Below are 20,622 nucleotides of genomic sequence, written 5' to 3'. Positions count from 1 at the left end.
GCGGCGGCGTAGAGGGCGTCGCATTCGGCGTCCGTCATCATTCGGTATCCTGACTGACTGGCATTGGTCGAAGTAGGTGGATGGAGCGCGATCGAGCGCGGCGGCCATGGCGTCAATGTGCGAGGCGTGCCGGCGGCCGGGCACGTGATGGACGATGCTGTTGCTTGCGCCGTACAGGTCGGACAGCCGGCCGTCGGAGCCATGGCCGCCGCGGGCCGAGCCGCTGCGCACCGCGATGGGTGATCGATACGATCGGCCGGCTGCCGCCGAGTGTGGGGAAGTCGTGCGGGAGGTGTCGGCGAGGTGGCGCAGATAACGGCCGCCGCGAGGATCGCGCGCTGCGCGATCGGCAGGGCGTCGTCGACCGGCCTCACGATTTCGGCGCCGGAAAAGAGAAAAGGTCTGACAAGCGATGCTTGTCAGACCTTTATGTCTTGGTGCCGGAGATAGGAGTCGAACCTACGACCTTCGCATTACGAATGCGCTGCTCTACCAACTGAGCTACACCGGCAGCAGAGAAATGAAATTATATGGTCAAATCCGCGATCTTGGCAATAGGTTTTGCGAGATTTTTTCAGCTTGCTGCTACTGCTTCGCGAAACCCTCGATCCGGCGGACTTTCCGCTTTCACTTCACCGCGATGCGACCCGTTAGGGCCACATCGCGAAGGCGCGATTGTACTGATGTCTCGCGCCTCCGTCCAGTGCTGCAGTGCAATTATTTTGCTTCGTCGTGATAGCCGGTCACGCGCTCGACTTCGTTCTTCGAGCCGAGGAATACGGGCACGCGCTGGTGCAGGCCGGTCGGCTGCACTTCCATGATGCGCTGCGTGCCGGTCGTCGCGGCGCCGCCCGCCTGTTCGACGATGAACGCCATCGGGTTCGCTTCGTACATCAGGCGCAGCTTGCCCGGACGATCGGGCGTGCGCTTGTCGGCCGGGTACATGAAGATGCCGCCGCGGTTCAGGATCCGGTGCACGTCGGCGACCATCGACGCGATCCAGCGCATGTTGAAGTTGTCGCCGCGCGGGCCGTCCTTGCCGGCGTTCAGCTCGTCGACGTAACGCTTGACCGGGTCGTACCAGTGGCGGGCGTTCGATGCGTTGATCGCGTATTCGCGCGTGTCGGCCGGGATCTGCATGTTGCTCTGCGTGAGCACCCACGAGCCGACTTCGCGGTCGAGCGTGAAGCAGTTCACGCCGTTGCCGGTCGTCAGCACGAACACCGTCTGCGGGCCGTACACGGCATAGCCGGCCGCGACCTGCTGCGTGCCGGGCTGCAGGAACGATTCCTCGGTCGCCTGCTTGCCGTCCGGGCAGCGCAGCACCGAGAAGATCGTGCCGATCGACACGTTCACGTCGATGTTCGACGAACCGTCGAGCGGGTCGAACACGAGCAGGTATTCGCCGCGCGGGTAGTTCGCCGGGATCGGGAAGAACGTTTCCATTTCCTCCGACGCCATCGCGGCGAGGTTGCCGCCCCATTCGTTCGCGTCGAGCAGGATTTCGTTCGACAGGATGTCGAGCTTTTTCTGCACCTCGCCCTGGACGTTCTCGCTGCCGGCGGTGCCGAGTGCTTCGCCGAGCGCGCCCTTCGACACGTTGTAGCTGATCGCCTTGCACGCGCGGGCGACGACTTCGATCAACAGGCGCAGGTCGGCGGGGAGGTTGTTGGTCTCACGTTGCTGTTCGATCAGGAACTTCGACAGCGTGGTGCGGCGGGCAATGGACATGACAGACTCCGAAAGGCGAAAGAATCCTTGAATGGCCGCAATTTTACCCGTCGCGCCTGCGGTGCCGCCGGCTTTTTTCGTCCGGTTACATGGGCGGGCCGCCGAATCGGCCCGGTATCGGACGACGCCGGCGGGCGGGGGCGTTCATCGCAGCCGCGGCCGGTCGGGCGGTCCGACCCCGCGATCGCGAGCGGTTTCAGCCGCGCCCGCGCAATGAAAAAGCCGGTGCCGCGTGAGGCGGCACCGGCCCGATCGCGCGGACGCGACAGCGGGCGATCGCGTGACTTACGCGAGCGCCTTCTCGACGATCTCGCGCACGTCGCGCGATTTCGCGCCGGCGGCGACCTGCTCGAGCGCTTCGCGCATCCGGTCGCGCAGCGCCGGCGTGAAGCGGCGCCACAGTTCGAGCGAGCGCGCGAGGCGCGCCGCGACCTGCGGGTTGATCGCGTCGAGCGCGAGCACCTGTTCCGCCCAGAACGCGTAGCCCGACCCGTCGGCCGCGTGGAATTGCGCGGGGTTCGCCGCGCAGAAGCTGAAGATCAGCGAGCGCGCGCGGTTCGGGTTCTTCAGGTTGAACGCGGGGTGCGCGAGCAGCTTGCGCACCTTCGCGAGCGTCGGCTGCGCGGGCGTACCGCGTTGGGCCGCCTGCATCGCGAACCACTTGTCGATCACGAGCGCTTCCTTTTCGAAGCGACGGTAGAAGTCGTCGAGCGCATGCTCGGCCGGCCCGTTCGCCCCTGCGGCGGACGCCGACAGCAGCGCGCCGAGCGCGGCCGCGCGATCGGTCATGTTGTTCGCCGCGTCGTACTGGGCCGTGGCGAGGCGTACGGCATCGGCCGGATCGTCGAGCTCGGCGAGATACGCGAGCGCGAGGTTCTTCAGCGCGCGGCGGCCCGACGCTTCCGGCGTCGGCTCATAGGCGCCCGGCGTCTGGTGCTGCTCGTATGCGGCGAGCCAGTCGGCGCGCAGCGCGGTTGCGAGCTGGCGGCGCACGAACTGGCGCGCGCGATGCACGGCGGCCGGGTCGGCCTCGGCCATCTGGTCGGCGAGGTAGGTTTCCGACGGCAGCGTGAGCGCGAGTTCGCGGAACGCCGGCGACAGGCTTTCGTCGGTCAGCACGCGGCGGAACGCGGCGACGAAGTTCTCGCCGAGCGCGAGCGGCGCGTCGGCCGCGGCACGCGCGGCGAGCGTGAGCAGCGCGCGTGTCGCGAGGCGCTGGCCGGCTTCCCAGCGGTTGAACGGATCGCTGTCGTGCGCGAGCAGGAACGCGAGATCGTCGTCGCTGTAGTCGTACTCGACGATCACCGGCGCGGAGAAGTTGCGCAGCAGCGACGGCAGCGGCGCTTCCGGCACGTCGACGAACGTGAAGGTCTGCTCGGTGTCGGTGAACTCGAGCACGCGCGTCGTGCCCGATGCGGCGGCCTCGCCGTCCAGACGCAGCGGCAGGTCGCGGCCGTCGCGGCCGATCAGGCCGATCGCGAACGGGATCAGCAGCGGCCCCTGCTGCGTTTCGCGCGCGGCCGGCGACGCGTCGCCGTAGCCTTGCGCGAGGGTGACCGTATAGCGGCGCGCGGCCGCGTCGTACGCGGTGCGCACCGACACGCGCGGCGTGCCGGCCTGGCTGTACCAGCGCTCGAACTGCGCGAGGTCGCGCCCGTTCGCGTCGGCCATCGCGTGGCGGAAGTCGTCGCAGGTCACCGCGTGGCCGTCGTGGCGCTTGAAGTAGAGATCCATCCCCTTGCGGAAGCCGTCGCGGCCGAACAGCGTCTGGTACATCCGCACGACTTCCGAGCCCTTCTCGTAGACGGTCATCGTGTAGAAGTTGTTGATCTCGACGTAGCTCTCCGGGCGCACCGGGTGCGCCATCGGGCCCGCGTCCTCGGCGAACTGCAACTGGCGCAGCACGCGCACGTCCTCGATGCGCTTGACCGCGCGAGCCGCCGATTCGACGTCGTCGCCGGCCGCCATGTCGGCCGAGAATTCCTGGTCGCGGAACACCGTCAGCCCTTCCTTCAGGCTCAACTGGAACCAGTCGCGGCAGGTCACGCGGTTGCCGGTCCAGTTGTGGAAGTACTCGTGGCCGACCACCGACTCGATGTTCGCGAAATCGGTGTCGGTGGCGGTCTCGGGGTTCGCGAGCACGTACTTCGTGTTGAAGATGTTGAGCCCCTTGTTCTCCATCGCGCCCATGTTGAAGTCGCCGACCGCGACGATCATGAAGCGGTCGAGATCGAGCTCGAGGCCGAAGCGCTTCTCGTCCCAGCGGATCGAGTGGATCAGCGAATCCATCGCGTGACGCGTCTTGTCGAGGTCGGCCGGCTCGACCCACACCTGGAGCAGCTTTTCCTTGCCGGAGCCGGTCGTGATCTTCTCCTCGATCGCGACGAGCTTGCCGGCGACGAGCGCGAACAGGTAGCTCGGCTTACGGAACGGGTCTTCCCACTTCGCGAAGTGGCGGCCGTCGGGCAGGTCGCCCGAATCGACGAGGTTGCCGTTCGACAGCAGCACCGGGTATGCGGCCTTGTCGGCGCGCACCGTGACGGTGTACGACGCCATCACGTCGGGGCGGTCGAGGAAGTAGGTGATGCGGCGAAAGCCCTCGGCTTCGCACTGCGTGAAGAAGTTGCCGCTCGACACGTAGAGGCCGGACAGCGTCGTATTCTGGTCGGGCGCGCACGCGCTTTCGAGCGTCAGCTCGAAGGCGTCGGGCACGTTCTCGACCGTCAGCCCGTGTTCGTGCGCGCGCACCGCGCCGTGCGGCGCGCCATCCAGCCGCGCGCCGAGGAATTCGAGCGCCTCGCCCATCAGCTCCAGGTGCGGCGCGGGCGCGGCATCCGGATTGCGGCGCACGCGCATCGTATTCCTGACGATCGTGCGGGCCGGGGCGAGATCGAATTCGAGTGCGACGGAATCGATGAGGAAGGCCGGCGGCGTGTAGTCGGCGCGGCGGATCACGGTGGAGGAGGCGTTGTCGGACATGGTCGTCGAGATCGGTGGAGTGGGGGACGGGCCCGTCGCGCGGGCCAGGCGAACCGGGTCATTGTACAAAGGCTTGCGGCGGCGTGTCGGGCGAACTTTTTACCGCTTCCGGCAGTCCGCGTATTATCGACATCCCGTTGTCGTTCGCGCGGTGCGACGAACGGGTGACGGATCGACGAGGATCAACATGAAACGCGAATGGATTTTTCGCGGTGCGGGCTGGGCGGCGGTGCTGTGCGTTGCGCTGCTGACCGGCTGCACCAGCTACGTGACCACCCGGGTCACGGCCTTCTCCGACTGGAGCGGCAGCGACGCGACCCGCACCTATGCGTTCACGCGCACGGACGCGCAGAAGAACAGCATCGAGCGGTCGACCTACGAGCCGATCGTCGCGAACGAGTTGTCCGCGTATGCGTTCCGGCAGGTGCCGCAGTCGCAGGCACGCTATCTCGTCGGGCTGACCTATTCGGTCGGCAGCGATCTCGTGACGGTGCCGCAGCCGGTCTACTATGACCCGTGGTTCATGGGGCCGGGGCCGTACTGGCGAGGCGGCCCGTGGAGCCCCTGGGGCCCGTGGGGGCCCTGGGGGCCGATGCCGGCCGGCTACGTCGCGCAGACGTACCAGGTCTTCGACTACGTGCTCGGCATCCGTATCACCGAGCGCGCGACGGGCAAGGAGGTCTACAACGTGACCGCGCGCACGACCGGGGACAACGGCACGCTGCTGTACGCGATGCCGTTCCTCGCGCGCAGCGCGCTCGCCGATTTCCCGTTGTCGAACGGTGCGGTCCGCACGGTCCGGCTGCCGGTCGACAAGCGTGGCGGGCCGGCGGCGCCGGCCGCCAACGAGCGCGCGGTGCCGGCGGCGCCGGCCTCGGGCGCGGCCGGCGCAAAGTAGCGCGGCATCCGCGTCGGCGCGGCCGCCCGGCCGCGCCGGCCCGATTCCTTTCAGATTCCGATGCCGAACAGCGCCAGCGCGCCGAGCACGACGAACAGCACGGCCGCGATCCCGTGCACGAGCTTCGTCGGCAGGCTGTGCGCGAAGCGGTCGCCGAGCAGGATCGCCGGCACATTGGCGAGCATCATCCCGAACGTCGTGCCGGCCACGACGCCGATGTAATCCTGGAAGCGCGCGGCCAGTGCGACGGTCGCGATCTGCGTCTTGTCGCCCATTTCCGCGAGGAAGAACGCCACCAGCGTCGCGCCGAACACGCCGAGCCGCGAGCGGGTCGCATGGGCTTCGTCCTCGTCGAGCTTGTCCGGCACCAGGATCCACAAGCCCATCGCGATGAACGAGAACGCGAGCGCCCAGCGCATGATCGACGGCGTGACGAGCACGCCCAGCCATTCGCCGAACGCACCGGCGAAACCGTGGTTGACGAGCGTCGCGACGAGTACGCCGAGAATGATCGGCACCGGCTTGCGATAGCGCGCGGCCAGAACGAGGGAAAGCAGTTGGGTCTTGTCGCCGATTTCAGCGAGGGCGACGGCGCCGGTGGAGATCAGGAAGGCTTGAGACACGTATGGGGTTCCACGGGCCGATGTTGTGCAAGCGAGCGACGATCCACCGCGCGCCGGGCCCTGATGCGGCGCGCAGTGAACCATCGGTCTCGCCAGGCCAACGTGGCTGCGCCCGCCATGGCCGAACGGCCAAGTCTGTTGACGGACGCCTCCGTCACGATGCGCGCCGGGGGCGCGGGACATCGAGCGGAGCGGCTACTCCCCAATGAGCGGCGAATTCTAGCACGGCGCATCGCGCGCCGGAGAGCGGCCGGGCCGCGGTGCGGCGCGCCGCACCGCATTCGACTGCCGGCATGACGACACGGCGAAGCGGCGAAGCGGCCGCGCCTGCCGGAGCGCGGCGCGGGTCGCTACGCGGCGGCCGGGCCGCGCGCGGCGCCGCGCTCGTGCACGAGTTTGCCGGCCGCATAGGTACGGTACACCGCGCGGTCGTCGCCGAGCAGCGCGAACGCGAACAGCAGCTCCTCGAGCGAATCCGCGCGCTTCGTGCGGCGCGCGAGCAGCGGCGTCGCCTGCGGATCGAGCACGACGAAGTCGGCCTCGGTGCGCGGCGCGAGCGTGCCGACCGTGTCGGCGAGGTCGAGCGCCCGCGCGGCGCCGGCCGTCGCGAGCCAGAACATCCGCGTGGCGCTCAGGTGGTGGCCCGACAGCCGCGCGACCTTGTGCGCCTCGTTCATCGTCTGCAGCATCGAGAACGACGTACCGCCGCCGACGTCGGTCGCGAGCGTGACGGGCACGTCGTATTCGCCGGCCTTGTCGAAATCGAACAGGCCGCTGCCGAGGAAGAAGTTCGACGTCGGGCAGTGCGCGACGACGGTGCGCGTCTCGGCCATCCGGCGGCGATCCTCGTCGTCGAGGTGGATGCAATGGCCGTACACCGCGCGCGGACGCAGCAGCCCGTAGCGGTCGTAAATGTCGAGATAGCTGCGGTGGCCGGGGAACAGCTCGGCCGCCCATTTCACCTCGTCGACGTTTTCCGCGACGTGGCTTTGCACGAATACGTCCGGATGGCGGCGCGCGAGTTCGCCGCACGCCTCGAGCTGCGCCTCGGTCGACGTCGGCGCGAAGCGCGGCGTGAGCGCGTACATCTGGCGGCCCTTGCCATGCCAGCGGCCGATCAGCTCGGCGCTGTCGTCGTAGCCCGACTGCGCGGTGTCGCGCAGGAATTCGGGGCAGTTGCGATCCATCAGCACCTTCCCCGCGATCATCCGCAGGTCGCGCGCGTCGCTCGCCGCGAACAGTGCGTCGGCCGACTGCTTGTGCACCGAGCAGTAGACGAGCGCGCTCGTGGTGCCGCACGCGAGCAGTTCGTCGACGAAGAAGTCGGCGACTTCGCGCGCATGCTCGGGGTCGCCGAACCGGCGCTCGGTCGGGAACGTGTACTTGTCGAGCCACGGCAACAGGCCCGGGGCCGGCGACGCGATCATGTCCGTCTGCGGATAGTGGATGTGCGTGTCGATGAAGCCGGGCACGATCAGCTTGTCGCGCAGGTCGTGGACCGCCGCATCGCGCGCGAGCGTCGCCGCGAGCGGCGCATACGGGCCGGCCGCGACGACCTTGCCGTCGTCGACGATCAGGAGCCCGTCGGTCTCGTAGTTCGCGGCCTGGCTCGATTGCGCCGGGTCGCCGTTGAAGGTAAGCAGTTGGGAACGGAAAGCGGTTTGCGTCATGACGAAGGGTCCTGCATCAAGGTAAGGCGAACAGAAGAAAACGGTCGACACCACACGGGGCGGCGCGGTGCTGCGCGAGCGGCAGCATGCTGCGTGCGCCACGACCGGCGGCGATGGCGCGGGCGAACGTGGCGGCCGAAGCCGCCAGCGCGTGGTTGCCCGCGCACCTCGCGGCCGTTGCGCGCGCAACCGGTGCGGCGGCGAACGGTACGGCAAGCCACGACGGAGCGCGCATGCGGGCGACGACGCGCCGCGCCGTCGCTTCGCGAGCACGCAGGCGGCCGGCCCGGCGCGAGGCCGAACGGGGAAACGCGAAGCGGATGCCGTTGCCGTGTTTCATCTGTCTAGCAGGCCTCGATGCGGGCCGTCACGCGGCCTGCCAGTACGCGTCGAGGCGCGCGTACAGTGCGTCGCGCTGCGCCGGTTCGATGAACGACGCCTCGAAGCCGTTGCGGATCACCGCACGGACTTCGGCATCCGTCAGTTGCAGCCCTTCGGCCGTCGCGAAGTAGTTTTCGTTGACGTAGCCGCCGAAATAGGCCGGATCGTCGGAGTTGATCGTCACCGCGACGCCGCGGTCGAGCAGTGCCTTCAGCGTGTGCTTCGTCATGTCGTCGAACACGCACAGCTTCAGGTTCGACAGCGGGCAGACGGTGAGCGCCGTGCGCGTTTTCGCGAGACGCTCGACGAGCGCCGCATCCTCGATGCTGCGCACGCCGTGGTCGATCCGGTCGACCTTCAGCACGTCGAGCGCTTCGTAGATGTACGCGGGCGGACCTTCCTCGCCCGCATGCGCGACGAGCTTCAGCCCGAGCGCGCGCGCCTTGTCGAACACGCGCGCGAACTTCGCCGGCGGATGGCCGAGCTCGGACGAATCGAGGCCGACGCCGATCAGCCGATGGCGATAGCGCTCGAACAGCGGCAGCGCGGATTCGAACGTCGCGAGCGCGTCGGCTTCGGACAGGTGGCGCAGAAAGCACAGGATCAGCTTGCTCGACAGCCCGCGTCGCTCGGCATCGGCGAGTGCGCGCTCGATGCCCGCGACGACCGTCTCGATCGGCACGCCGCGCTCGGTGTGTGTCTGCGGGTCGAAGAACAGCTCGGTATGGACGACGTTGTCGGCGAGCGCGCGCTCGCAGTACGCGGCCGTCATGTCGTGGAAATCCTGCTCGGTGAGCAGCACGCTCGCGCCGGCGTAGTAGATGTCGAGGAACGACTGCAGGTCGGTGAACGCGTACGCGGCGCGCAGCGCATCGATCGAATCGTACGCGAGCTTCACGCCGTTGCGCTGCGCGAGGGCGAAGATCAGTTCGGGCTCGAGCGAGCCTTCGATATGGATGTGCAGCTCCGCTTTCGGCGCGCGGGCAATCTTGTCCTTGAATGTCGGGGTCATGGCGTCGTTCTTGGTCGGTCAGTAGGTAGGGGAAGCTTGCGCGGCCGCATTCGCCTCGACGGCCTGCAGCAACTGCGCGGCCACCGAGATCGCGATCACTTCGGGCGCCTTGTCGACGATGCCTTCGACACCGATCGGGCAGCGCATCCGCGCGACCTGGGCCGGGTCGATGCCGATCGCCGCGAGCCGGTGATCGAACTGCATGCGTTTCGTGCGCGAGCCGGTCATCCCGAAGTACGCATAGTCGCCGCGTCGCAGGATGCGCTCGGCCAGCACGAAATCGAGTGCGTGGTCGTGCGTCATCACGACGAAGTAGGACCGCGGCGGCGCCGCGTCGACCGCGTCCGCCGGGGAAGCGGGCGCGTCGATCGTGACGTTGCCGATGCCGGCGAGCGCGTCGGCCGGCGGGAACGCGGCGTCGGCCCCGTCGATCCAGCGTACGTGGCACGGCAGCGTCGCCAGCACCTTCACGAGCGCGGTGCCGATGTGCCCCGCGCCGAACAGCACGACGGGGAACGCATACGGCGCGATCGTTTCGGTCATCAGCGACACGCCGCCGGTTTCCCACAGCAGGCAGTCGGCCCGCGCGGCTTCCGATTCGGGCTCGCTCAGCAGCGGCGCGCCCGGCGAGGGGCCGAATGATACGCTACGCACGGTCGCGGCGCAGGCCGCGACGCGCTTGGCGAGCGACATGATCCAGCCGAGGTCGCCGACGTCGAGCCGTTCGAACGCGAGCACCACGGCGCCGCCGCAGCACTGGCCGAGGCTCGGGCCGAGCGCGAGCCGCTCGAGCCGGCGTGCGTGCGGCACGTGCGCGCCGTCCTTCAGCAGGTGCCGCGCGATCTCGATCGCCTTCCATTCCAGATGACCGCCGCCGATCGTATGGCGGGCCGTGTCGCGCGTGACGAGCATCTTGGTGCCGGCTTCGCGCGGCGCGGAGCCGTCGGTGTGCGCGACCGTCACGAGCACGGCCGCTTCGCCGTGCGCGAGCAGTTGCTGCAGATCGCCGAGCCAGGCTTCCATCAGCACGCTCCGTTCGGGACGACGCGGCACGATGCGCGGCGCCGGCTGGCGGGCGCGGTGGCGAGGACGGACGGGAGCGGGGCAGGCCGACGGCACGGCCGATGCCGTGCGACGGCCGCGGACCGGCGGCGTGCGCGAACGGCGCCGCCGGACGCGCGGACGCCATGAGGGTGATGGATGCGGATGGTTTGCGTTGTCATGATGAATCCAGTCGACATTGCGGATCGGGCGCGCGTTACGCAGGCAGCGGTGAGACCGCCTGGCCTCGCGCACGTAGATCGCCATCCAGTCCCGAAGATAGCATCGCCACGCGGCGGGAACATGGCCGGGCGGTGATCCGGGGTATCAGGCGGCGATCATGTCGATCATAGGCCCGCCGCGCCGGATCGGGGTGCCGATGCATGCGCATCGGGCCGAAACGCACGTGTGACGGGGCGAGGCGCGGCGATCGCGCGCCGCGCCGCCGGCCCCGACATCCGCGCGGCGGCGGGGTAGGTGTTTACGCGCGACGACGGGGCGGGGCCGGCGCACGCATCGGCCGGCGCCCGGTGGCGACTCGCCGGCGGCGCGGCCCATTCGGTCCGGCCGCGCATGCTGTCGGCCGGCAACGCGGGCTCGGTCAGCCCGCGAGCTTGCGGCGATGGCGCCAGAGGCTCGCGATGACCGCGACCAGGATCAAGGCGAAGCCGATCAGCGCCCAGCCGGGCAGCAGGATGCCGAGGATCGGCGGGTAGACGGTCTCGCACAGCCCGGCGACCTTGAACATGCCGGGGAACCACTGCGCGGGCGGCAGGCTGTCGACGATCGGCTGCAGCGTGTCGAAGCCGCAACTGAAGCCCGGATTCATCTGAATCGACAGGTGCCGCGCGGCCGTGCCGACACCGCCGGCCGCGGCGATCGCGATCAGCAGCTCGAGCACCCAGACACCGCGCCAGTTGCGGATCCCGGCGGCCAGGAACGCGAAGATCCCGATCGCGCAGAAGAAGTAGCGCTGGATGATGCACAGCGGGCACGGGTCTTCGTTCTTCACGTACTGCAGGTACAGCGCGCCGGCCAGCAGGGCGATGCACAGCCATCCGAGCAGCATCAGCAGATGGCGTTCGCGGCGGAGTGCAAGCGTGTAGTCGTTCATGTCGGCGGGGTTCCTCGTCGGTCGGTCCGGAAAACAATCGCGCGATTTTAGCGCGAATGATCTGGCACGAAACTGACAGCGCGCGTGCGGCAGCCTGCCGCACCGCGCGCGGGCCGCCGGCGATCGGCTCGCCATCGGCTTGCGATCGGCTGGCGCGGTCAGCGGATCGTGTTCAGCACGGCCTCGACCGATTGGCCGATCGCCAGCAGCGCGTCGTCGCGATGCGGCGCCGCCGCGAGCATCAGGCCGACCGGCGCCGCGTCGCGCGCGTGGCACGGCAGCGACAGCCCGCACGCATCGAGGAAGTTGAACGCGCTCGGGTTGCGCAGGATCAGCGCGTTGGTGCGCGTGAACGCGTCGTCGTCCGTTTCGAGGTCGGCGATGCGCGGCGGCACGACGGGCACCGTCGGCGCGACGAGCGCATCGAAGCGCGCCCAGACCGTGTGCGCGGCTTCGTCGAGCATCGCGGCGCGCGCGGCGAGCAGGTCGAGATAGTCGGCCGCGCTCGCGGGCTCGCCCTTCAGGATCCGCGTCAGCACGCGCGGGTCGTACTGGTCGCGATGCTTGGCGAGGAGCGGACGATGCCATGCGTACGCCTCGATCGGCGAGAAGCCGAAACGGTTGATCTCCGGCAGCCGGTCGAGCGCGGGAAAGCGCACTTCGGTGACGATCGCGCCGGCGGCTTCGAGATGCTTGAGCGCGGTGTCGAGCGCGGCCGCGACGTCGGCATCGACGCCGTCCGTCACGTAGTTCGTCAGCACGCCGAGCCGTACGCCTTCGAGGGGCCGGGCGGCCGGCACGTGCGGCTCGAGCCCCGCGAGCATCCGGTCGACGAGCGCGCAGCACGCGACCGTCAGCCCGATCGGCCCGAACGAATCGAGCGTCGTCGACAGCGGCACGCCGCCTTGCGTCGGGATCCGGCTCGCGGTCGGCTTGAAGCCCGTCAGCCCGCACAGCGCGGCCGGAATGCGGATCGAGCCGCCGGTGTCGGTGCCGAGCGCGACGGCGGCCATCCCGTCGGCGACCGACGCGGCCGCGCCCGACGACGAGCCGCCCGAAATCCGCGCATCGCCCGGCACGTCGCGGCGGTACGGCGAGCGCGGGTTGCCGAAGTGCGGATTCAGCCCGAGCCCCGAGAACGCGAACTCGCTCATGTTGGTGCGGCCGACCAGCACCGCGCCCGCGCGCCTGAGCCGCGCGACGGCGACCGCATCGGTGCGCGCGGCCGGCGCGCCGTCGAGCACGCGGGATCCCGCGCGCGTGACCTGGCCCGCGACGTCGAACAGGTCCTTGACCGACACGGGGATGCCCGCGAGCGGCGACAGCACGGTGCCCGCGGCGCGCAGCCGGTCGTGCGCGTCGGCGGCCGCGCGTGCGTTGTCGGCATCGACTTCGGTGAAGACGACGGCGCCCTGGCCCGACGAATCGGCGATCCGGTCGAGCGCGGTGTCGACGAGCGCGCGGCTCGTGGTCCGGCCGGCGGCGAGGTCGGCGGCGAGCTGGGCGAGCGGGGGGAACGGCGTGAAAGTGGTCATGGCGGCTCAGGGGCGAAGATGTTGAACAAGCGTGGAGCGGAACGAATCGATATGGCTTTCGACGGCTGCGCGCGCGCCGGCGGCGTCGCGTGCGGACAGCCGGTCGAACAGCGCGCGGTGCTCGTGCTGGACGTCGGCGAGATGGTGCGGTTCGGACAGCGTGACGAACCAGAAGCGCAGCGAGCGCTCGTGCAGCGCGCGCAGGATGTCGGCCAGCACCGCGTTGCGTGCGGCCGCGGCGATCGTCTGATGAAACGCGCGGTCGAGCTCCATCATGCCCTCGACGTCGTGTGCGTCGACGCAGGCCTGCCCGTCGTCGAGCAGCGCGGCCAGGCGCGCGAGATCGTCGGGCGTCGCATGGCGCGCGGCGAGTTCGACGCAGTGCGCTTCGTTGATGCGCCGCACGTCGATGACCGCGACGATGTCGTCGAGCGACAGCGGCTGCACCATCAGGCCCTTGCGCGGCATCACCGACAGCAGCCCCTCGAGCACGAGCCGATGCACGGCCTGGTGCACCGGTGTGCGGCCGATTCCCGTCCGTGCGACGAGTTCGGCTTCGTTGAGCGCGGCGCCCGGTTTCAGGCGCATCGTGACGATGTCGCGCTGGATCAGTGCGTACGCGCGGTCGGCGAGACTCGCCGGCGACGCGGCGGGGCGGTCGCGGGTGACGTCGGTCAGGGTGCTCATATGGGGTTCGGCACCGGGGCCGGAAGGCGCGCGATCATGACGCGGCGGGCTCGGGAAGCGTGGGCGATCTCTGGATATTATTGTGATATATCACAGGTGTCCAGCCCAGGAGCGGCACGGGCAGCGGGGGCCGGGTGCGCGAACGGGGCCGCATGCCGCCGCGGCGGCCCTGCCACCGACTTGCAACAATATCGACAGGATGTTGCAGGTTTGCCGCGTGATCGTGCACTGAAGCATAATGAATCCTCGTCTATTCCTACGCGTGAGCGACGTACCAGACCATCGTCATGAGCGAAAACACGCCTTCCCCGGCCGGTCTGCCCGGCACCTTTTCCGCTTCTTCCGATTCCCCGCGTCCCGATCCGGCGAAAACGCACGATGCGCAGGCCGCCGTGCAGAACGCCGCCGACGACGGCGCGTCGCCCGTGACGGCCGCATCCGAGCCCGGTGCACCCGGTGCCGCGGGCGCGATCGGGGACGGCGCCGCCACGGCCGCGCCGCCGAAGCCGGGTGCGCCGCCACCCGGCTTCGGCGCGCAGCCCGATTTCGACACGCCGCGGCCGCCGCCCGCGAACGCGCAGAATGCGCCGCCGGCCTACCTGAAGCAGAGCGATACCCCGTGGTCGGTATTCGGCCGGATCGTCGCGGCGCGCGCGCGGCGGCTGTTCGACCGCGCCGGCCAGCGCATCACGCAGCGCACGCTGCGCATCGGCGTGTCGGCGCGGATCTTCCATCCGGAGCCGGGCGCGAAGGGGCTGCGCGGCAAGACGCTGCAGTATCTCGAGGAATCGATCGCCCACTGGGTGATGTCGCGCGACGTGCTCGTGTTCATGATTCCGACCGTCGGCCATCAAGGCATGATCCATCCGAGCAACATCCGCCTGCGCGACTACGCGAAGCATCTCGACGGCCTGCTGCTGCAAGGCGGCGCCGACGTGTCGCCGCAGACCTACGCGGCGTCGGATGCGCGACCCGAATGGCCGGGCGATCGCGTGCGCGACATGTACGAGCTCGAGCTGCTGCACGAATTCGTCGAGTCCGGCAAACCCGTGCTCGGCGTGTGTCGCGGCTGCCAGTTGATCAACGTCGCGTTCGGCGGTTCGCTGTACCAGGACATCGCCACCGACGTGCCGACCGCCCATGCGCACGTGAGCGAGCATTACGACCAGCACCGTCACGCGATCCGTTTTCCCGACACGTCGACGCTCGCGAGCATGTTCCCGGGGCGCAGCGAAGCGATCGTCAACTCGATTCACCATCAGGCGATCCGCGATCTCGGCCGCGATCTGAACATCGAAGCCGTGTCGGCCGGCGACGGGATCATCGAAGGCATTCGCCATCGGCGTTCGCCGTTCGTCGTCGGTGTGCAGTGGCATCCGGAGTTCCATCGCGCGGGCGGCTCGGAACTGCTCGACTGCACGCCGCTGCTCGATGCATTTCTGCGCGCGGCGCGCGAAACGCGCCTGTAGCCCGCCGTATTTTTCGTGTTGAACTCAGGCCGGCCGCATCCCGATAAATTCGAGATGCGGCCGTTTCGTTTTGAACGATAATCGCGAGTTCCGATTCGTTCGCCGGAGTCTGACGTTGGCTTTCCGAAACTTTTCCCCTGCACGATGCGCAACGTGGATCGTTGCACTGGCTGCCTGCGCGCAAGCGGGCGCGGCCTGGTCCGCCGACGCGACCGCCCCCGCTGCCGGTACGCGTCCGGCGGTCACGAGCCTGAGCGGCGGCGCGTCGCCCGCGGCATCGGCCGCGGCCGCGACGGACGTCGCCGCGCAAGGCAACGTTGCCGAGCTGACGCAGATGCTGCACGACGGCCGGATCGTCGAGATGCGTACGACGTACAACGGCAGCTACGGCGCGAGCCTGATGTTCGATCCGCGCGAGATGACGTATTACGTCGCGCTGTTCCAGGACAAGAATCTGTGGCGCGTGATCCGTTCGCAGGACAAGAATCGCGCGGAGATGGTGTATGCGAACTTCGTCCAGCAAACGGTGCAACTCGCCGATATCGAGATCCGCCGGACCGAGCTGCAGGCGCAGAAGGCATTTCTCGAACGCGTGATCGCGCTGCAGGCGAATCGTGCGCAGCAACTGCAGGCCGACCTGAGCGTCGCGCGCAGCCAGCAGGCCGAAGTCGCGCAACGGCAGAAGTCGGCGCAGGAGCAGGCGCAGGCGCTGCAGGTCGAGAAGCGGGCGGCGCAGCTGCAGTTGCGCGATCTGCAGGAGCAGGTGCGGCAACTCGAGAAGCAGACCGAGACGGGGTTGCCCGTGCACAAATAACGATCCGTCGAGCGGACGGAGCGAGACAAGCGAAAACCCGGCGAAGCGATCTTCGCCGGGTTTTTTATTGCGCGGGCATCAATGCGCGAACGCGTCCGGCACGTCGGTCACGCGGCGGTGCGACAGTTGCGACGTCCAGTCGAAACCGGCCGCGCGCGGGTGCGTGGGGCCGGCCGGCTGCGTGGCGCGCAGCGCGTTCGCCATGGCGATCAACGTGGCAGGATCGTCGAGCGCGTCGCGCGTGACACGCGTGTCTGCCTCGTGCGGCGGTGTGGCGCGCCGAACGCGCGTGCCGGCGTTGGTGGCGTCGTGCTGAATCGGCGGATGCGCAGCCAGCCGTGGCACGGCCGGTGTGCGGGGCGGCGCTTCCGTCGTGCGCTGGCCGGCTGCCGGACGTGGCGAGGCAGGAGCGGCATGCCGCACGTCGGGCGTTGCTTGCGGGTGAAGCGATGCGGGGCCGCGCGCGACACGGTGCGTGGCTGGCGGCGAGACCATCGTATGCGCGCCAGCCGTCGCTACCTTGGGTTGCGGCATGGCGTTCGTCGACGTGACCGGTGCAGCCGCGGCGACATGCGTGGTGTCGGTCGATGTCGCGATGTGAGCGGGTGCGCCGCCGGCGGCTTGAATCGCGTATGCGGGAACGGAATCTGCAGGTGGCTCGTGCGCGCCGATCAGCCAGGCGATGATGCCGAGCGCGCCGATGCTCCAGCAGACGGCGTATCGCGCGCGCCGATCGCGAGGCGGGCGCACGGAACGGCGCAAGTACCGACCGGCGCCAGCCGCCGGCGTGACGGGCAATCCGGCCGAAGCGGGCAGTGCCGCCGCCACCGGCAGCGGCTGCCAGCGGCACGCGCTGTGCGGCCGGTCGATATCGATGCAGGATGTCGTCAGTGTCGCGAGGCAGTGGCTGCCGGGCCGTGCGCCGGACGCACCGAGGAACCGCCATTCGCGGCCGAACGGCGGGACGTGATCGAGCGGAGTGGCGCGAGGGCGGGCGAGCGCGCCTTCGACCGGAACGAGGGGCGATGGGGTCATGAGAGCGGTACGCCGTGCGACACAGGCCCGTGCCGACGCGGCGCGGAAACGTCGTCGCAAATCTTGCCATTGTCGTCAGCCGGCGCGGGTCGGTCGATCAGATCGATCTGATTCTTGTGCCCGTTTCGGGGCGACTTGTACGAGGCGGACGCCGTGACGGCCGTGATGGGGCACCACAAGGCAAATGTCGGCTTGACGTGGCATGATGCGCGAATCTTGCTGGCGGCGCGCCGTTACGCGCCGCGCCGCCGGCGGGCAGCGATGCCCGTGTGCGCGTGCCAACGCTGCGCGCCGCGCATCGTCGGTTTCATGCGGCGCGGAATTCGCGCCATCCGAGCTTAGCGAGAAAACATGTCCACAGCATCGCCTGCCATCGCGCAGGAATCGAAAGTCCGCACCGTCTTCCGCGTCGTCAGCGGCAACTTCCTCGAAATGTACGACTTCATGGTCTACGGGTATTACGCGTCGGCCATCGCGAAAACGTACTTTCCGAGCGGCAACGCGTTCGCGTCGCTGATGCTGTCGCTGTCGGTATTCGGCGCGGGCTTCCTGATGCGGCCGGTCGGCGCGATCGTGCTCGGCGCATACATCGACCATCACGGCCGCCGCAAGGGGTTGATCCTGACGCTCGGGCTGATGGCGATCGGCACGCTCACGGTGGCCGCGATACCCGGCTATGCGACGATCGGCGTGCTCGCGCCGGTGCTCGTGCTGCTCGGCCGGCTGTTGCAGGGCTTCTCGGCGGGCGTCGAGCTGGGCGGCGTGTCGGTGTATCTGTCGGAGATCGCGACGAAGGGCCACAAGGGGTTCTATACGTCGTGGCAGTCGGGTAGCCAGCAGGTGGCCGTCGTGTTCGCCGCGTTCGTCGGCGTCGTGCTGAACCGCGCGCTGCCGGTCGAGGAAATGACCGCGTGGGGCTGGCGCATTCCGTTCCTGATCGGCTGCCTGATCGTGCCGTTCCTGTTCCTGATCCGCCGCTCGCTGAAGGAAACCGACGAATTCCTGGCGAAGCGTCACCTCCCGACGATGGGCGAGATCATGCGCTCGATGCTCGACAACTGGGGTATCGTGGTGGCCGGCATGGGGATGGTGATCATGACGACGGTGTCGTTCTACATGATCACCGCCTACACGCCGACCTTCGGCAAGGAAGTGCTGCACCTGTCGTCGCTCGATGCGCTCGTCGTGACAGTTTGCATCGGTATCTCGAACCTCGTGTGGCTGCCATTGTCCGGCGCGCTGTCCGACCGCGTCGGCCGCCGTCCGGTATTGATCGCGTTCACCGTGCTGACGCTGCTGACGGCTTATCCGGCGGTGCTGTGGCTCGTCGGCGATCCGTCGTTCCTGCGGCTGCTCGCGGTCGAGCTGTGGCTGTCGTTCCTGTATGCGTCGTACAACGGGGCGATGGTCGTCGCGCTGACCGAAGTGATGCCGGCCGACGTGCGCACGGCCGGCTTCTCGCTCGCGTACAGCCTGGCCACGACGATCGGCGGCTTCACGCCGGCGATCTCGACGCTGCTGATCCACGAGACGGGCAATAAGGCGGCGCCGGGGCTGTGGTTGAGCGTGGCCGCGATCTGCGGCTTGATCGCGACGCTCGTGCTGTACCGCACACCCGACGCGCGCGATCAGTACAAGTCGGCCTGACGGCCACCCGCATGTCGCGCGGCGTCGGGCCGCGCATCTCATCGAAACAGGGAGCGCGATGCGCTCCCTGTTTCGTTTGCGATCATGCCTCGCGCAGCATGTCGGCCACCGTGGCCGCCACGTCGAGCCATGCGCCCGGCGCAGGCTGGCGGGCGATCCTGGCCTGCGGATACCACGGGCAATCGTCGCCGGTGAACCAGCGCCAGTCGGCCGCGAACGGCAGCATGACCCAGAGCGGCTTGCCAAGCGCGCCCGCGAGGTGCGCGACCGCCGTGTCGATCGTGACGACGCCGTCGAGGCGTTCGATCAGCGCGGCCGTATCGCCGAAGTCGTTCAGCCGGCCGTCGAGACGATGCATGCGCGGATGCGCGTCGATGCGCGTCCGCTCGTCGTCGTCGAGCGCGGGCTGCAGCACGATCCAGTCGATGTCCGGCAGTGCGAGCAGCGGCGCGAGCGCGTCGAACGGCATCGAGCGGTTTTCCTGTGCCTGTCGGCGCCCCGACCATGCCAGGCCGAACTTGCGCTTCGACTGCCCGCCGAGCGAGCCGCGAAAGCGCCGGCGGGCGCCGTCGGGCGCGTGCAGATAGCGCGCGCCGACGATGTCCTCCGGCTGAAGCCCGAGCACGAACGGCAGGCTCATCAGCGTGCACGCGACATCCGCGGCAGGCGGCTTCGCGGCGCCCTGGGCGACGAGCGTCACGCGCCAGCGCGACGCGGCCGGTGTCAGCAGCGCGACGAGTTCCGGCTGGACTTCGAGTACGACGCGCGCGCAGCGTGCGCGGGCGAGCGGCACGAAGCGGACGAACTGCAGCGTGTCGCCGAATCCCTGTTCCGCGCGGATCAGCAGCGTGCGCGACGCAATCGGCTCGCCCTGCCAGCGCGGCAGCGCGCCGAGCGGCGTCGCGCCGGGCGTCTCGTGGCGCGCTTCGTAGGCGGGCAGGCCGCGCGTGAAGTCGCGCAGCGTCAGCAGCGTGACCGCGCGATGCAGCCGCGCGAGCGTGAGATCGGGCGCGACACGCAGCGCCTGGTCGAATGCGCGCAGCGCCATCTCGTGCGCGCCGAGCGCGTGATGCGCGTTGCCGAGATTCAGCCACGCGAGCCCGAACGACGGATCGAGCCCGACGGCGCGCTCGTAGTAGGGCAGTGCGTCGCGGTGGCGCGCCTGCGCGCAGAGCGCGTTTGCGAGCCCGAACAGCGCGAGCGGAAACGGCGGGTGCAGTGCGAGCGCGGCTTCGAACGCGGCCGCCGCCTCGGCATGCCGGCCGAGTGCATCGAACGTGTTGCCGAGATTGAAATGCGCGGCGACGAAACGCGGCTGCACGGCGATCGCGGCCTGGAAGTGCGCGATCGCATCGTCGGCGCGCCCCATCGCGTTCAGCGCCATCCCGAGATTGTTGTGCGCGCCCGCATGCCCGGGCCGGAGCTCGAGCGCACGACCGAACGCGGCGAGCGCGTCGTCGTGGCGGCCAAGCGCGTTCAGCGCGTTGCCGAGATTGTTGTGGATCGACGCGTCGTCCGGCGTGAGCCGCAGCGCGCGGCCGAAGGCGTCGATCGCATCGTCGTGACGCTGCAGCGCCGCATACGCGTTGCCGAGGTTGTAGTGTGCGAGCGGAAATTCGGGCGCGAGCGTCAGCGCATTGCGAAAGCGGTCGATCGCTTCGTCGAGCCGGCCGAGCGCTTTCAGCGCGTTGCCGAGATTGAGCTGCAGTGCGGCATCGTTGGGGCGCAGCGCGACGGCCCGGCCGACGAGATCGGCGGCCTCGGCGTGCTGGCCCTGCTGGTGCCGCAGCACGCCGAACAGGTGCAGCGCGTCGGCGTCGGCGGGGTTGGAGGCGAGCGCGTGGCGATAGCCGTGCTCGGCCTCGGCGAGGCGGCCCGCGCGGTGTGCGGCGTACGCCCGGTCGAATGCGGAATCCATGACGCGAAAACTGGCGGAAAGCGCGTATTTTCCCACACCGCGCGGTAGGGCCGCGTATCGGCCGGTCG

Annotated in this window: 16 protein-coding genes, 1 tRNA gene and 1 riboswitch; of the genes, 4 read left to right on the top strand and 13 right to left on the bottom strand. The window is 69.2% G+C overall.

All coding sequences use genetic code 11. The annotated features are described in order from the left end of the window. Window positions 1-435: 435 nt before the first annotated feature. The 3 genes from LGM42_RS15990 to pepN all read right to left on the bottom strand — a co-directional run bounded on the left by LGM42_RS15990 (window position 436) and on the right by pepN (window position 4,710). Window positions 436-511, bottom strand: a tRNA-Thr gene (locus LGM42_RS15990). A gap of 206 nt (window positions 512-717) precedes the next feature. Then, window positions 718-1,731, bottom strand: a complete 1,014-nt coding sequence (locus tag LGM42_RS15985; RefSeq protein ID WP_059574095.1) for a class 1 fructose-bisphosphatase — start codon at window positions 1,729-1,731, stop codon at window positions 718-720. A gap of 285 nt (window positions 1,732-2,016) precedes the next feature. Then, on the bottom strand, window positions 2,017-4,710 hold the full coding sequence (gene pepN, locus LGM42_RS15980; protein ID WP_226232648.1) for an aminopeptidase N: 2,694 nt from the start codon (window positions 4,708-4,710) through the stop codon (window positions 2,017-2,019). 187 nt (window positions 4,711-4,897) lie between these two features. On the opposite strand from pepN, the gene LGM42_RS15975 reads away from it, so the two are divergent. Then, window positions 4,898-5,608 (top strand): DUF4136 domain-containing protein, encoded by a 711-nt coding sequence (locus tag LGM42_RS15975; RefSeq protein WP_226232647.1) that lies wholly within the window; start codon window positions 4,898-4,900, stop codon window positions 5,606-5,608. A 50-nt stretch (window positions 5,609-5,658) separates the two neighbouring features. On the opposite strand, the gene LGM42_RS15970 is transcribed toward LGM42_RS15975, so the two are convergent. The 8 genes from LGM42_RS15970 to LGM42_RS15935 all read right to left on the bottom strand — a co-directional run bounded on the left by LGM42_RS15970 (window position 5,659) and on the right by LGM42_RS15935 (window position 13,671). Beyond that, a complete protein-coding gene (locus LGM42_RS15970; protein ID WP_059574092.1) occupies window positions 5,659-6,231 on the bottom strand; it encodes a TMEM165/GDT1 family protein in 573 nt (190 codons plus the stop codon). Between the two features lie 78 nt (window positions 6,232-6,309). After that, a riboswitch (yybP-ykoY riboswitch) is annotated at window positions 6,310-6,447 on the bottom strand. Window positions 6,448-6,581: 134 nt separating this feature from the next. Beyond that, the gene (gene guaD, locus LGM42_RS15965) at window positions 6,582-7,901 is read right to left on the bottom strand and encodes a guanine deaminase (protein ID WP_060313104.1); all 1,320 of its coding nucleotides are present in this window, start codon (window positions 7,899-7,901) and stop codon (window positions 6,582-6,584) included. 16 nt (window positions 7,902-7,917) lie between these two features. Continuing rightward, window positions 7,918-8,241: a hypothetical protein gene (locus tag LGM42_RS15960; protein ID WP_226232646.1), complete on the bottom strand. Its 324-nt coding sequence runs from the start codon at window positions 8,239-8,241 to the stop codon at window positions 7,918-7,920. A gap of 27 nt (window positions 8,242-8,268) precedes the next feature. After that, window positions 8,269-9,294 (bottom strand): adenosine deaminase, encoded by a 1,026-nt coding sequence (locus LGM42_RS15955; protein WP_060313105.1) that lies wholly within the window; start codon window positions 9,292-9,294, stop codon window positions 8,269-8,271. A gap of 18 nt (window positions 9,295-9,312) precedes the next feature. After that, entirely contained in the window at window positions 9,313-10,317 is a 1,005-nt protein-coding gene (gene xdhC / locus LGM42_RS15950; protein ID WP_226232645.1) for a xanthine dehydrogenase accessory protein XdhC, read from the bottom strand. 619 nt (window positions 10,318-10,936) lie between these two features. After that, the gene (locus tag LGM42_RS15945) at window positions 10,937-11,449 is read right to left on the bottom strand and encodes a disulfide bond formation protein B (RefSeq protein ID WP_060313112.1); all 513 of its coding nucleotides are present in this window, start codon (window positions 11,447-11,449) and stop codon (window positions 10,937-10,939) included. A 158-nt stretch (window positions 11,450-11,607) separates the two neighbouring features. Next, complete coding sequence (locus tag LGM42_RS15940) at window positions 11,608-12,984, bottom strand: amidase (protein ID WP_226232644.1); 1,377 nt, start codon at window positions 12,982-12,984, stop codon at window positions 11,608-11,610. Window positions 12,985-12,990: 6 nt separating this feature from the next. Next, on the bottom strand, window positions 12,991-13,671 hold the full coding sequence (locus tag LGM42_RS15935) for a GntR family transcriptional regulator (protein ID WP_059574086.1): 681 nt from the start codon (window positions 13,669-13,671) through the stop codon (window positions 12,991-12,993). Window positions 13,672-13,958: 287 nt separating this feature from the next. On the opposite strand from LGM42_RS15935, the gene LGM42_RS15930 reads away from it, so the two are divergent. Together LGM42_RS15930 and LGM42_RS15925 are read left to right on the top strand one after the other, a co-directional pair. After that, entirely contained in the window at window positions 13,959-15,140 is a 1,182-nt protein-coding gene (locus LGM42_RS15930) for a gamma-glutamyl-gamma-aminobutyrate hydrolase family protein (RefSeq protein WP_089464619.1), read from the top strand. A gap of 115 nt (window positions 15,141-15,255) precedes the next feature. After that, complete coding sequence (locus LGM42_RS15925) at window positions 15,256-15,954, top strand: DUF2968 domain-containing protein (protein WP_060313122.1); 699 nt, start codon at window positions 15,256-15,258, stop codon at window positions 15,952-15,954. A gap of 78 nt (window positions 15,955-16,032) precedes the next feature. Here LGM42_RS15925 and LGM42_RS15920 read toward each other — a convergent pair whose 3' ends face one another. Next, window positions 16,033-17,049, bottom strand: coding sequence for a hypothetical protein (locus tag LGM42_RS15920; RefSeq protein WP_319001454.1), 1,017 nt, complete (start codon window positions 17,047-17,049; stop codon window positions 16,033-16,035). A 291-nt stretch (window positions 17,050-17,340) separates the two neighbouring features. Between LGM42_RS15920 and LGM42_RS15915 the strand changes: the two genes are divergently transcribed. Further along, a complete protein-coding gene (locus LGM42_RS15915; protein ID WP_226232643.1) occupies window positions 17,341-18,636 on the top strand; it encodes an MFS transporter in 1,296 nt (431 codons plus the stop codon). An 82-nt stretch (window positions 18,637-18,718) separates the two neighbouring features. Here the strand turns inward: LGM42_RS15915 and LGM42_RS15910 are convergent, their stop codons facing one another. Then, window positions 18,719-20,554: a tetratricopeptide repeat protein gene (locus tag LGM42_RS15910; protein WP_413227417.1), complete on the bottom strand. Its 1,836-nt coding sequence runs from the start codon at window positions 20,552-20,554 to the stop codon at window positions 18,719-18,721. Window positions 20,555-20,622: the final 68 nt, after the last annotated feature.

It is taken from the genome of Burkholderia sp. AU39826 (genome assembly GCF_020419965.1).
Classification (GTDB): Bacteria; Pseudomonadota; Gammaproteobacteria; order Burkholderiales; family Burkholderiaceae; genus Burkholderia; species Burkholderia semiarida.
Note: the sequence above shows the minus strand (reverse complement) of the source record. Positions and strands in the feature narration are given on the sequence as shown.

Excerpts from the sequence above, each read along its gene's own strand:
- LGM42_RS15985 (WP_059574095.1), bottom strand. The coding sequence starts at position 1,731 with ATGTCCATTGCCCGCCGCACCACGCTGTCGAAGTTCCTGATCGAACAG.
- pepN (WP_226232648.1), bottom strand. The coding sequence starts at position 4,710 with ATGTCCGACAACGCCTCCTCCACCGTGATCCGCCGCGCCGACTACACG.
- LGM42_RS15975 (WP_226232647.1), top strand. The coding sequence starts at position 4,898 with ATGAAACGCGAATGGATTTTTCGCGGTGCGGGCTGGGCGGCGGTGCTG.
- guaD (WP_060313104.1), bottom strand. The coding sequence starts at position 7,901 with ATGACGCAAACCGCTTTCCGTTCCCAACTGCTTACCTTCAACGGCGAC.
- LGM42_RS15960 (WP_226232646.1), bottom strand. The coding sequence starts at position 8,241 with ATGAAACACGGCAACGGCATCCGCTTCGCGTTTCCCCGTTCGGCCTCG.
- LGM42_RS15955 (WP_060313105.1), bottom strand. The coding sequence starts at position 9,294 with ATGACCCCGACATTCAAGGACAAGATTGCCCGCGCGCCGAAAGCGGAG.
- xdhC (WP_226232645.1), bottom strand. The coding sequence starts at position 10,317 with ATGGAAGCCTGGCTCGGCGATCTGCAGCAACTGCTCGCGCACGGCGAA.
- LGM42_RS15945 (WP_060313112.1), bottom strand. The coding sequence starts at position 11,449 with ATGAACGACTACACGCTTGCACTCCGCCGCGAACGCCATCTGCTGATG.
- LGM42_RS15940 (WP_226232644.1), bottom strand. The coding sequence starts at position 12,984 with ATGACCACTTTCACGCCGTTCCCCCCGCTCGCCCAGCTCGCCGCCGAC.
- LGM42_RS15935 (WP_059574086.1), bottom strand. The coding sequence starts at position 13,671 with ATGAGCACCCTGACCGACGTCACCCGCGACCGCCCCGCCGCGTCGCCG.
- LGM42_RS15930 (WP_089464619.1), top strand. The coding sequence starts at position 13,959 with ATGAGCGAAAACACGCCTTCCCCGGCCGGTCTGCCCGGCACCTTTTCC.
- LGM42_RS15915 (WP_226232643.1), top strand. The coding sequence starts at position 17,341 with ATGTCCACAGCATCGCCTGCCATCGCGCAGGAATCGAAAGTCCGCACC.
- LGM42_RS15910 (WP_413227417.1), bottom strand. The coding sequence starts at position 20,554 with ATGGATTCCGCATTCGACCGGGCGTACGCCGCACACCGCGCGGGCCGC.